We start from the raw sequence: 12,335 nt of genomic DNA on the forward strand, positions 1-12,335 counted from the left end.
TCCCCGTATCTCGAAAATCATCTCGGAGCGGGAGAACCGTCATCACCTGGCGTGAGTGTGAAGGAGAAGTCTGACGAAAAAGGGGACTACGCATGGCGAAGAACGGCTGTTTCCAACGAGCGTTGAAAACAGCCGTTTTTCTCTGAAAACGGGGAGAATCTCCATTTTTCGCGTGTACGCAAGTGGCGGGGATCAGGCTTATTTCTTTTCTTGCTTGTTCGGTTTGTGAACGGCCCGATGGTCGGCTTTCGCTTGCGGTGTGGCCGCCTGCTTCAGTTGATGTGAATGAGAAACCGAGATACGGGCTTCTGCTTGTTTCGAGACATGGGCCTCTGCTTGTTTGTTCACCACGGCCGTCGCTTGATGTTTTTGGCCGTTTGCTTTGACGCTGGCGGTCGCCTCTTGGTGGACGTTTCCATTTGTTTTCGTTTTGGGCGTTTGCGTGAGAGACGATGTCGTTTCTGCTTTTATGTCGGTGTCCGTTTGTTCGTTTTCCAGAATTACTGTTTCATCTCCCACCGGTGCGGATACAGGAGCTAGTTTTTCTGTCTCGGTTGATTCAGGAGCGGGTGATGCGTTTTCGTGTTTCGGTTCTTCCGCATCCGTTGTCGTTTTGTTGTTCGTTTCCTCTACCTCGCCGCTCCGTTGTGCTTGTTTCGCCAGCCGTTTTTCTATTTTGGTTTCCAGTTTTTGTTTCGCTTTTTCAATGTTGCGGGCGAGCACCTCTTTGGCGCGCGGGTTTTTCACCCGTTCCAGCGCCGCTTGCAAGGCTTCAATGTTGTGAGAAAACTTTTTTTCAAGCTGCTGGCGCAATGCCTCGACATCGGTTTCCGTTCTTTCACCGTTTTGTTCGTCCGCCTGTTTTGCCTCTTCATAGATGCCCCAAGCTGCCTCTTGTTGTTTGAGAGCATTCGCAAGCGCTTCTTTTGCTTGCTCGATTTCTCCTTGTTCGAGCAGCGCTTTTACTTCGGCAAGCCGCTCCTCGGCGAACTCAGCGATTCGGTTCGCTTTTTCGGTATCATCAAAGGTGAGGGCAAGCTCAATGTGTTCCATGATCGTTTTTACAAAGTAGAAAAAGTCACCCGGCAGCAACAGTGGCGTGTCAAGCGTACCGCTAGCCGCTGTTTCAGTGGCCACGCTTCCTTTTGGCGATGCGGCAGAATCGGTGCTGGCGAATGCCGGGCTATAGGAAGCGAGCATGACCGTTGTTGCCAGCGCGCTTGTAGACAGCGCGCGGGGGAGGGAAAAGCGTTTCGCTGTCATAGTGATATTCCTCCTTTGCGTTGTTCGATTGGGGGGGTTCGCTATAATCTGTTCGCGGCTTGCCCGTTGTTTTTGCCTGCTAATAAGGAAAAAGGTCCAAAAGGGACAAAAAACTAGCAAAGAAAGGAAAACGGTGCGACCTCGTTCGCTGTTTGGCAATGGCTAGCGGGTTTGGTATAATGGAGGAAAGTTGGGTGAGAACCGTGTGTGAGCAAAACTCCTGCCATCGATTGGCGGGAGTTTGTTTTTGCCGGCGGATGTGCAAAGGAAAGGAGACGGATGGATGATGGGCGAGCGAATTGAGGACGTTGTCGATGTTTGTTTGCTGGCGGGAAAGTTGATGCTTGAAAGCGGCGGGGAGACGTATCGGGTGGAAGATACGATGATGCGGATTGCGGCTTCGTTTGGCATGGCGCGCTCCCATAGCTATGTCACGCCGACAGCCATCATTTTTTCGATTGAGGGAACGAACTCGACGCGGTTGATCCGCATTTCTGAGCGCTCGACCGATTTGGCGAAAGTCGCGGTTGTGAACGATATTTCCCGGCGCATCAGCCGCGGTGAACTGACGCTTTCGGAGGCGCGCGAGGAGTTAGCGCGCGTCGCGTATGCGCAACCAAGCTACCCTCTTTGGCAGCAAACCGCCGCGGCTGCGTTGGCCAGCGCTTGTTTTGCTTCGCTGATCGGGGGCATCGCTCATTTTCTCCCGTCGCTCGTTTCCGGAGGAGCTGCCTTTTGGTGCTTTGAAATGGTGCACCGATTGGTGAAAATACGGTTTTTTGCCGAATTTTTCGCCGCCTTTGTCGCCGGTTGGCTTGTCTTATGGTTGGCAAAGGCTGGATTCGGTCGGGATGTCGCAAATATGATGATCGGATCGGTGATGCCGCTTGTGCCAGGATTGGCGATCACGAATGCGGTGCGTGATTTAATGGCCGGTCATCTGATCGCCGGGCTGTCCCGCGGAGCGGAAGCGTTTTTGACTGCGTTTGCGATCGGCACGGGCATTGCTTTTGTTTTGTCTATTCGATGACAGGGGAGCAGGGAACGATGATCATGATGCAGTTGTTGCTTAGTTTTATGGCATCGGCGCTGTTTGGCATCATTTTTAACATCCCTCCGCGCTTGTTGCCGCATAGCGGGTTTGTCGGGATGAGCGGGTGGGCGGCTTATATGTTCGCTTTCCGATCCGGAGCGGATGGGGTGATTGCGACGTTTATGGCTTCGTTTTTTGTCGCCTTTTTGAGCAATGCGTTCGCCCGCCGTTATCGGGCGCCGGCGACCATTTTTATTGTTCCCGGCGTTCTTCCGCTCGTGCCGGGCGGGACGGCGTTTGAAGCGATGCGCCATGTCGTTATGAACGATTACAATACGGCGATGGCTCTGGCAGCAAAGGCATTGATGATTTCCGGCGCCATTGCCATGGGCTTGATTTTTTCGGAGGTCGTCAACCAACTGGCGAGACGCCGCCGTCATTCATCGCGATAGGTTGTTTTTTCCTTTCTGCCTATTTGTCGTTGCATTTGTTTATTTGAATATTATAATAAATATAATCATCATTTCATCTTTTAAACAGCCGGGGGAGAGCAATGAAGGACATCATCAGACAGCTGAAAACAGAGCTATGGGAGATTTTTGACCATCTTCATCGTCATCCAGAAATCAGTTGGGAGGAGTGGCAGACGACGGAATTTGTTCGTCAGGAGCTGGAGCGCGAAGGGTATCGGGTGCGAACGTTTGCCGATTGTCCGGGCGTGGTGGCGGAAATCGGCGCCGGCCCGTTTACGGTCGGGGTGCGCAGCGACATGGACGCTCTTTGGCAAGAAGTCGACGGCGTTTGGCAGCCGAACCATGCGTGCGGGCACGACGCTCACATGACGGTCGTGCTTGGGGTGGCGAAATTGCTTCGCCGCATCGGCTATGAGCCGCCCGGGACGCTCCGGTTTTTGTTCCAGCCGGCCGAAGAAAAAGGCACAGGGGCGTTGAAGATGATAGAAAAGGGAGCGGCCGATGGCTTGGCGTTTTTGTATGGGATTCACTTACGGCCGGTTCAGGAAGTCAAAAGCGGGTACGCGGCGCCGGCGATCCTTCACGGAGCAGCGCAATGCATCGAAGGACGAATTCGCGGTGTAGCGGCCCATGCCGCGCGGCCGCACTTAGGCGTCAACGTCATTGAGGTCGGCAGCGCTATCGTGCAGGAGCTGGGGAAAATTCATATCGACCCCCAAGTGCCGGCATCGATCAAGATGACGAAGTTTCACGCCGGTGAAAAAGATGCGAACACGATCCCGGACTACGCGGAATTTGCCCTTGATTTGCGGGCGCAAACGAACGAAGCGATGGAGCGGCTCATCGAAGGGCTGCGCCATGTGATCAACGGGGTCGCTGCGATTTACGGAGCTGATATTGAGCTTATGGAGCGGACGCGCATCGTCGCCGCTCATCCCGATCCAGATGCCGTGCGGCTGATGGAGGAGGCGATTATCACGACTTTGGGGACGGAAAAGTGCGTTCCGCCAGTCGTGACGTCGGGAGGGGAGGATTTCCATTTTTATTCCTTTAAGAAACCGGAACTGAAAACAACGATGCTCGGATTAGGCTGCGACTTGCATCCTGGACTCCATCATCCGAAGATGACATTCCGGCGCGAGGATTTGCTTTCCGGCGTGGAAATTTTGGCGCGGGTTGTGATGAATACGTTTGCGACGTTTGCGCCGCGGGGGGAGAGCGAGCGTGCCTCTGTCGCTGCAAATCATTGAGACGATCGAGCAGTTGAATGAGATGGCTAGGCTTGAGGAGGAGATTTGGGGAACAGCGCCAATTCCGCTTCATCAAACGCTGACGGTGGCGAAAAACGGCGGCTTGATCATCGGGGCGTATGCGGACGGGAAGCTCGTCGGCTTTGTCTACAGCTTTCCTGGATTTCGGAACGGGGAAGTGTATCTTTGCTCCCATATGATGGGGATTGCCGAATCGTTTCGCGATCAAGGGATCGGCTATCGCTTGAAAATGAAACAGGCGGAAGAAGCGCGACGGCGTGGTTATCGGGTCATCCGCTGGACGTACGATCCGCTGCAAAGCCGCAACGGCTACTTGAACGTAGCGAAGTTGGGGGCGGCAGCCGTCGGCTATGTGGAAAATTGCTACGGCGAAATGAATGATGCGCTGAACGGTCAACTGCCGTCCGATCGCTTCATTGTCGAATGGCGGCTTGATGAGCGTCCGACCGGGGAGCGGAGCTTGGCTACAGCCGATGTTCTCAAGGCAAGAAGTCTGGCGGTGCTCGATGCAGACCAAAGGGCTGACGGCCTGTTGCGGCCGTTGCTGAAGGACGTCGATGAAAAAGCGGCGCCGTTGTTGTTGGCTGCGGTTCCGCTTGACTTTCCTCAGTTGAAAGAGCGGGATCTGGCGTTGGCGCTTGAGTGGCGGCTGACGACGCGCGCTTTGTTTCAGCGGCTGCTCACGGAAGGCTGGATTGCCGCCAGCGCTTGGCGCCGTTCTGGGGAGCCGGAGATGTATTACATATGGGTGCGGAGAAACGAATGGCTGCCGCAGAAAGGGGAAGAGGAATGACGATCAGCATCGAGTACGTCATATTGCGCCATTTGCACATGGAGTTGAAGTCGCCGTTTACAACGAGCTTCGGCACGTTTCAAGCGAAAGAGTTTCTTTTAGTGGAAGCGGTCGATCGCGACGGCGTTTCCGGCTGGGGCGAATCGGTCGCCTTTGCCGCCCCGTGGTACAGCGAGGAAACGGTGAAAACGAACTGGCATATGCTCGAGGACTTCCTTGTCCCGCTTGCGCTGGCGGAGCCGATCGATCATCCAGAGGAACTGTCAAAGCGCTTTAACGCCATCCGCCAAAATCATATGGCGAAAGCGGCGCTTGAAGGAGCGGTGTGGGATGTATATGCCAAGCGGCTCGGCGTCCCGCTTTATCAAGCTCTCGGGGGGACGAAAAAGGAGATTGAAGTCGGCGTCAGCATCGGCATTCAGCCGACGGTGGGCGACTTGCTGCGGGTCATTGAACGGTATGTGGCGCAAGGATATCGGCGAATCAAGGTGAAAATAAAGCCCGGATGGGATGTTGATGTCATTCGCGAGGTGCGGCGCGCGTTTCCGAACGTGCCGCTCATGGCCGATGCCAATTCGGCGTACACGCTTGCCGATATGGATCGGCTGAAAGCGCTTGATGAATTCGGATTGATGATGATCGAACAGCCGCTTGCCGCCGATGATCTCATCGATCATGCGCGCTTGCAGCCGCTTCTTGAGACACCGATTTGCCTCGATGAAAGCGTTCGTTCCTATGACGATGCGCGCAAGGCGCTGGATCTTGGCAGCTGCCGCATCATCAATATCAAAATTGGGCGTGTCGGCGGGCTTGGGGAGGCGAAGCGCATCCACGATCTTTGCGCTGAGCGCGGCGTGCCGGTGTGGTGCGGGGGAATGCTCGAAGCGGGCGTCGGGCGCGCCCACAATATTGCGATCACGACGTTGGAAAACTTCACCCTTCCTGGCGACACCGCTGCGTCGTCCCACTATTGGGAGCGGGATTTGATCATTCCAGAAGTTGAAGTGGATGACGGCTTGATTCGCGTGCCGGACGCCCCCGGCATCGGCTACGGCATTGACCGCCGCCAAGTCGAGCGGTATACACAGTTTGCCAAGGTGTTTCATCGGGCGACGACATAAAGCGGATGGCATTCAATAAGCCTTCCATTTAAAAGGGGAAACGAAAAATGATCATAAGACCGATTGAGGTGAGCGATGCGGCAACGGGGAATTTGTCAACGAATATTATATGTACAAACTGCTGTAGCACTCATTTTCAGCTGGCCCAAAACGCGTTGGCGCTTTGGGCCAGCTCTTTGTTCGTGGCGTTACACCCGTCCGATTCCGGTATTCGCTTTGACGACAATTTCGGTGTATTTCTTTTCGTCCGCTTTTTTCGACGAAACGAGCGTGCCGATGACGGCGCCGATAAAGCCAAGCGGGATTGAGATGATGCCCGGGTTGGCGAGCTTAAAGAGCGGTTCGCCGACGAAAATGGCGGCTCCTGGCTGCGGCGACCAGACGTTCGGGCCGAAGAAGACGAGCACCAAGGCGCTGATGAGCCCGACAAGCATCCCGGTAATCGCCCCAGTCGTGTTAAAACGGCGCCAGAAGATGGTGAACACGATCGTCGGCAAATTGGCGCTCGCCGCCACCGCAAAGGCCAGCGACACGAGGAAGGCGACGTTCATTTTTTGCGCGAACAGCGCTAACAAAATTGATAGTGCCGAGACGCCGACCGATGCCCAGCGCGCCGCCAACATTTGTTCTTTTTCCGTTGCTTGGCCGCGCCGCAAAATATGGCTGTAAAAATCGTGGGCAAACGCCGAGGCCGCTGACAACACAAGTCCGGCGACAACCGCCAAAATCGTGGCAAAGGCAACCGCGGCAACAAATGCGAATAAGAAGTCTCCACCAAGCGCTTCGGCTAGCAGCGGGGCCGCCATATTGCCGGCAGGGTCAGCGGCGACGATTTTATCATGACCGACAAACGCAGCGGCACCAAATCCTAAAAAGATGGTCAAAACATAGAAAACACCGATAACCCATGTTGCATAAACGACTGACTTGCGCGCGGTTGGCGCGTCTTTGACGGTGAAGAAGCGGATCAAAATATGCGGCAATCCAGCCGTCCCTAAGATGAGCGCCAAGTTGAGCGAAATCGTGTCCAGCGGATTTTTAAACTTGTTGCCCGGGTTTAAAAACGCTTCACCAAGTGGTGTTGCCGTTTTCATCTCGTGGAACATTTTGGCGATGCTGAAGTCGAATTTAGCAAAGACGATGATGGAAATGATAAACGTACCGACCATCAACAAAACGGCTTTGATGATTTGCACCCAGCTTGTCGCTGTCATGCCGCCGAACACGACATACACGGTCATTAAAATGCCGACGATCAAGACGGAATAAATGTAATCGAGCCCGAGCAGGAGCTTAATAAGGCCGCCGGCGCCGACAAGTTGTGCAATCATATAAAAAGTCGAGATGGCGATCGTATTCAAGGCGGCGACACCGCGCACTTTTTTATCATCAAAACGGGCGGCGATCATGTCGGCCATCGTGTATTTGCCGAGGTTGCGCAGCGGTTCGGCGACGATGTACAAGACGACAAGGTAGGCGACGAGAAACCCAATGCTGTAAAAGAAACCGTCAAATCCGGTCAGGGCGATCATGCCAGCGATGCCCAAAAAAGACGCTGCGGACATATAGTCGCCAGCGATGGCCAGCCCGTTTTGCCAGCCGGTAAGGCTGCTGTCGGCCGTATAAAACTCGCTCGTCGTTTTCGTCCGTTTCGAGGCGTAGTACGTAATGACAAGCGTCAAGACGACGATGACGAGGAAGAGGAAAAAGGCTAATCCGTTCATTAAGCGTTTCCTCCTTCCTTCGCTTCTTGCCTTACTTGTTCAACGATGTCGTCCAACTTAGCAGCCCGTTTCGAATAAAGGATGCATAAAGCCCATGTCATGATAAATTGCGCGAACGCAAACAGCCAAGCCCAGCTGACCGGTCCGATCGCCGGAGTATTGAGCACTTTCGAATACGACGTTAATACCGGAAGGGTGAAGTAAAAAACGAAGAAAAAGACGGTCGCCGGAACGATAAAGCGTTTCTTCGCTTGGATGAGGGCGCGAAATGAAGCGGACTGGGCGATCGCTTCGTAATTGGCGCCGACCGGCTCGGAAAATGATTGCTTTTTGACGGCCATGAAAATCCCTCCTTAGTTTGAATTAAAACGTTTTCAAAACGAGATATCAACGCGCACCACTGGTTGGAAAGACCGTCCTCCTTTCTTGTCACAAATTTGTCACATGTTCATTATACATTTGACTGAAAAATTTGTAAATTGTTTTTATTTGATCGATAACGAAAAATTTTTTTGCTTTGGCGCGCCAAACGGAAAAAATTTTTTGCTGTTTTTCTTATTTTCGCACTTTACAAAAAAACCATCATCATGTAGAATGCTAACTGTACTTTTCGATAAAATTCAACAAATTTCTACAAAAAACGACAAGGGGAGACATCTATGAGTTTGTTTCGTAAAAAACCGATCCACTTGCTGATCAATGAATCGGTGGCGAAAGAAGCTTCGCTGCGCAAGGAATTAGGGGCGTTCGATTTGACGATGCTCGGCATCGGCGCCATCATCGGGACGGGCATTTTCGTCTTGACCGGGGTGGCGGCGGCAGAGCATGCCGGTCCAGCGCTCGTTCTCTCGTTTATTTTATCCGGGTTAGCGTGCGTGTTCGCGGCGCTTTGTTACGCGGAGTTCGCTTCGACCGTACCGGTGTCCGGAAGCGCGTACACATATAGCTATGCCACATTTGGCGAGCTGTTCGCTTGGATTTTAGGATGGGATTTGATTTTGGAGTACGGCGTCGCTTCATCGGCGGTTGCCGTTGGCTGGTCCGGCTATTTCCAAGGCTTGCTCGCTGGGTTTGGCATTGAGCTGCCGAAGGCGCTCACGAGCGCATATGACCCGGAGAAAGGCACAATCATCGATTTGCCGGCTATTCTTATTATTTTGTTCATTACGTTTTTACTGAACATGGGCGCGAAAAAATCAGCCCGTTTCAATACGATCGTCGTTTTTATTAAAGTGGCTGTCATCTTGCTTTTCTTAGCGGTTGGCGTTTGGTATGTCAAGCCGGAAAACTGGACACCGTTTATGCCGTACGGGTTTGCAGGTGTTGCGACCGGCGCTGCAACAGTGTTTTTCGCTTATATCGGGTTTGACGCCGTGTCAACAGCTGCCGAGGAAGTGCGGAACCCACAACGCAATATGCCGATTGGCATCATTGTGTCGCTGCTTGTCTGCACGTTATTGTACATCGCCGTTTCGCTCGTGCTGACGGGCATCGTTCCGTACGATCAATTGAACGTGAAAAACCCGGTGGCGTTCGCGTTAAACTACATCAATCAAGACTGGGTCGCTGGTTTTATTTCGCTCGGAGCGATCGCCGGCATTACGACGGTGCTTCTCGTGATGATGTATGGACAGACGCGCCTTTTCTACGCCATCAGCCGCGACGGGTTGCTGCCGAACGTGTTTGCCCGCATCAGCCCAACGCGCCAAGTGCCGTATGTTAATACGTGGCTGACTGGAGCGGCTGTAGCGGTGTTTGCCGGCGTCATCCCGCTCAACAAATTGGCCGAACTGACGAATATCGGCACGCTCTTTGCCTTTATTACCGTTTCAATCGGCGTGTTGGTATTGCGCAAGACCCAGCCTAATTTAAAACGGGCTTTCCGCGTTCCGTTCGTCCCGGTCGTTCCGATTTTGGCTGTCTTGTTCTGCGGTTATTTAGTCCTTCAGCTTCCGATGACGACATGGATCGGTTTTATCTCATGGTTGTTAATCGGCGTAGTCATTTACTTTGTGTATGGTCGCAAGCACAGCGTCCTCAATCAGGCGGGTGCCAAAGAAGAGAAAGTCGGCTGACGATTGTCAAAAGAAGAGAGGTTGATCCAAACGGTGTCGTTTGGACAACCTCTTTTTTGCTTCGGACGGCTAAGCAGCGGAAAAACGGACAGAGGTTGGGCAAATGGAGCTTGGAAAGGGGACGGGAACACCGGGGCCGGCCACATTTCTCAAGCAGGTCGGTGAAACACAGCTGCCACGAGTCAATCATCGGTATTACACCATAAGGATGATTTTTCTATTTCTGATTTTTACCCAGCGAGCGAACCGGTGATGTTTCAGCCGTCTTTTCTAAAGGGGTGGTGAAAAACCGCTGTCACACACGAATCGGCGGCATTTTCATTCAGAAAAGAAAGCTGATTTTGCAAGGCTTCTCTCATTGAGAAACGGATGGAATCAGCAGTATTTTGCACTAAATCACCAACCTTCTAAACGAGTTCCCCGGTTGCGACACCTTTCTCTTGAACGACGCCCACATTTCCGTTACGATGTACGAATAGTGTAAAGAAGAGCGTCAGTCCGTTTCATTTAAGCGGGGTGAAATCGATGTTTGGCACATTATTGAAAAAGAGAGAGAGAACGCTTGAACGGACGGTGGCAGAGATCCAGCAAGGGAATGAAGCGTTGCGCAATGACTTGATCCAGCAATACAAGCCGTTTATCGCCAAAACCGCCTCGAGCGTCTGCAAGCGGTTCATCCGTGAGGAAGATGATGAGGCGAGCATCGGGTTGATTGCATTCAATGAGGCGATCGAAAAATATGCGCCGCACAAGGGCGGCTCGTTTCTCTCCTTCGCTGAGCTGCTCATTAAGCGGCGGTTGATCGATTACATTCGGAAAGAGGCGCGAATGCGCGAATCGGTCTGGCACGTTGAGGACGGCGAGGACAGCGAACAGGCAGCCCAGACGTATTTGGATGCCAAACTGTCCATTGATGAGTTTTACAAGCAGATCGAGCAGCAACAGCGGCGCGAAGAAATCATTCACTACCGGCAGGTGCTAAAACAGTTCGGCATTGATTTCCATGATTTGGTTGAACAGTCACCGAAACATAAGGATGCCCGTCTCAACGCTGTTCGTGTCGCCCAGTTGTTGGTTGAAAACGAGGAATGGCTTGCCCTCTTGTTTCAGAAAAAGCAATTGCCCATCAAACAGCTCGAAACAATGGCATCCGTCAGCCGCAAAACCATCGAGAGAAACAGAAAATACATTATTGCGGTCGCGGTCATTTTGGCGGGTGATTATCTTTACTTAAAGGACTATATAAAAGGGGTGCTTTCATCATGAAAAAGGGGATTGTGCTCGAATGGGACGAAGAGTTCGTCACGGTGCTGACGCCGGAAGGAGAATTCGTACAGCTAAAAAAAGAACGAGAGTACGAAATAGGGGAAGAAATTGAGGCGCGACCGGTCCATTCATCGTTTCCGTTTCGGCGCCGCTCCTTTCGATACGCTCTTGTGAGCGCCGTCATCGCTGCCGCGCTGCTGGTGGCCACTTGGATACAGCGGCCCGCCGATGCGGTGTACGCGTATATGTCGATCGACATCAACCCGAGCATTGAAGCCGGAGTGGATGATGAGCTGCGCGTATTGACGCTCAAAGCCTATAATGAAGAAGGGAGCGACGTGCTCGCGGCGCTTTCAGCATGGAAAAGCGAACCGTTTTCAACGGTGGCGAAACAAATTATTGCTTTGAGTGAACAAAAAGGGTATTTAAGAGCGGGGGGAGAGGTGCTGATTACGACGGTGGAAACTGAACGCGACCCCTCTTCGGAACGGAAGCTGTCCGCCGAGCTCGCGGAAATCCGGCAAGCGGTAGCCGATGAACAGATTGTCGTCACAACGAAACAGAGCACGATGGAAGTGCGCCATCGAGCCGTCAAACGGGGAATGACAACAGGAAAGCTGCTGCAAATCGAGAAAAAAGGAAAACCTGTCCCGCCATCGCCCTCTCATTCGCCAAACAGCAAAGAGAAGGAAGGGAAAAAAGGAAACGAACCGTCGCCGTCGTCCACGAAGCCGTCGGCACCAACGAAGAAACATCACGATGAGCCCAAACCGAAGGGGCAGAAAAACGAACAACAGCCGCCGCATCAGCGGAAAAACGCTGATTCCCCTTCAAAACCGTCCCCTGCGGACAAAATGTCCCCCAAAGGGAAAAACAATGGGACCGCCCGTCCTCTGCGGCCGGGCGGTCATGATGAAAACAAACGGGCCGGGGAGGGAAAAGGCAACCCTACACGCGGTTCGCTCGCTCCAAACGAGACCGACCGAAAGACGAAAGCAACGGATGGCAACACAAAAAAAGCCGAGTGATTGCGCTCGGCTTTATTCCGTTCTTCGGCCCGTCAGCTCGCTTTGCGCCTGAGCGATGAGCCGTTTCGTTATTTCTCCGCCGACAGAGCCGTTGGCGCGCGAAACAGTGCCAGCCCCAAGCTGTACGCCAAACTCTTGGGCGATCTCGTATTTCATTTGTTCCAATGCTTGTTCAATGCCTGGAACAAGCAGTTTGTTGCTTCCACGTGCCATTCTTTTTTGCCTCCTTCGTCATGTTTCGATGTGGCATCATTAGTATAAGCAAACCGTTGCTGGGATATAGGTGGG

12 protein-coding genes are annotated in these 12,335 nt (G+C 52.9%); 8 read left to right on the forward strand and 4 right to left on the reverse strand.

Going from position 1 to position 12,335, the window contains the following annotated elements:
- Window positions 1-198: 198 nt before the first annotated feature.
- Window positions 199-1,263 carry a DUF5667 domain-containing protein gene (locus tag GC56T2_RS04490; RefSeq protein WP_144973360.1) on the reverse strand — a complete coding sequence of 355 codons (1,065 nt, stop codon included), beginning with the start codon at window positions 1,261-1,263 and terminating at the stop codon, window positions 199-201.
- A 286-nt stretch (window positions 1,264-1,549) separates the two neighbouring features.
- On the opposite strand from GC56T2_RS04490, the gene GC56T2_RS04495 reads away from it, so the two are divergent.
- The 5 genes from GC56T2_RS04495 (at window position 1,550) to menC (ending at window position 5,954) form a co-directional block, all read left to right on the forward strand.
- On the forward strand, window positions 1,550-2,293 hold the full coding sequence (locus tag GC56T2_RS04495) for a threonine/serine exporter family protein (RefSeq protein WP_033019861.1): 744 nt from the start codon (window positions 1,550-1,552) through the stop codon (window positions 2,291-2,293).
- A 17-nt stretch (window positions 2,294-2,310) separates the two neighbouring features.
- A complete protein-coding gene (locus GC56T2_RS04500) occupies window positions 2,311-2,748 on the forward strand; it encodes a threonine/serine exporter family protein (protein ID WP_033843369.1) in 438 nt (145 codons plus the stop codon).
- A gap of 101 nt (window positions 2,749-2,849) precedes the next feature.
- Entirely contained in the window at window positions 2,850-4,019 is a 1,170-nt protein-coding gene (locus tag GC56T2_RS04505; protein WP_144973362.1) for a M20 peptidase aminoacylase family protein, read from the forward strand.
- Window positions 3,994-4,833 (forward strand): GNAT family N-acetyltransferase, encoded by an 840-nt coding sequence (locus GC56T2_RS04510; protein ID WP_144973364.1) that lies wholly within the window; start codon window positions 3,994-3,996, stop codon window positions 4,831-4,833. Before GC56T2_RS04505 ends, GC56T2_RS04510 begins: the two co-directional genes overlap by 26 nt.
- Complete coding sequence (gene menC, locus GC56T2_RS04515) at window positions 4,830-5,954, forward strand: o-succinylbenzoate synthase (RefSeq protein ID WP_144973366.1); 1,125 nt, start codon at window positions 4,830-4,832, stop codon at window positions 5,952-5,954. Before GC56T2_RS04510 ends, menC begins: the two co-directional genes overlap by 4 nt.
- Before the next feature lie 188 nt (window positions 5,955-6,142).
- On the opposite strand, the gene GC56T2_RS04520 is transcribed toward menC, so the two are convergent.
- Window positions 6,143-7,678: a solute symporter family protein gene (locus tag GC56T2_RS04520; RefSeq protein ID WP_144973368.1), complete on the reverse strand. Its 1,536-nt coding sequence runs from the start codon at window positions 7,676-7,678 to the stop codon at window positions 6,143-6,145.
- Window positions 7,678-8,019, reverse strand: coding sequence for a DUF485 domain-containing protein (locus GC56T2_RS04525; RefSeq protein WP_144973370.1), 342 nt, complete (start codon window positions 8,017-8,019; stop codon window positions 7,678-7,680). The genes GC56T2_RS04520 and GC56T2_RS04525 overlap by 1 nt, the downstream gene beginning before the upstream one ends.
- Window positions 8,020-8,337: 318 nt before the next feature.
- Between GC56T2_RS04525 and bcaP the strand changes: the two genes are divergently transcribed.
- From bcaP to GC56T2_RS04540, 3 genes are all read left to right on the forward strand, one after another.
- Entirely contained in the window at window positions 8,338-9,753 is a 1,416-nt protein-coding gene (gene bcaP, locus GC56T2_RS04530; RefSeq protein WP_144973372.1) for a branched-chain amino acid transporter BcaP, read from the forward strand.
- 516 nt (window positions 9,754-10,269) lie between these two features.
- A complete protein-coding gene (gene sigI / locus GC56T2_RS04535; RefSeq protein ID WP_370454518.1) occupies window positions 10,270-11,019 on the forward strand; it encodes an RNA polymerase sigma factor SigI in 750 nt (249 codons plus the stop codon).
- On the forward strand, window positions 11,016-12,047 hold the full coding sequence (locus GC56T2_RS04540) for an anti-sigma factor domain-containing protein (RefSeq protein ID WP_144973376.1): 1,032 nt from the start codon (window positions 11,016-11,018) through the stop codon (window positions 12,045-12,047). The genes sigI and GC56T2_RS04540 overlap by 4 nt, the downstream gene beginning before the upstream one ends.
- Before the next feature lie 12 nt (window positions 12,048-12,059).
- On the opposite strand, the gene GC56T2_RS04545 is transcribed toward GC56T2_RS04540, so the two are convergent.
- The gene (locus GC56T2_RS04545) at window positions 12,060-12,260 is read right to left on the reverse strand and encodes an alpha/beta-type small acid-soluble spore protein (protein WP_033018461.1); all 201 of its coding nucleotides are present in this window, start codon (window positions 12,258-12,260) and stop codon (window positions 12,060-12,062) included.
- Window positions 12,261-12,335 lie beyond the last annotated feature (75 nt).

The sequence above is a fragment of the Geobacillus sp. C56-T2 genome, assembly GCF_007829715.1.
Taxonomy (GTDB): Bacteria; Bacillota; Bacilli; order Bacillales; family Anoxybacillaceae; genus Geobacillus; species Geobacillus icigianus.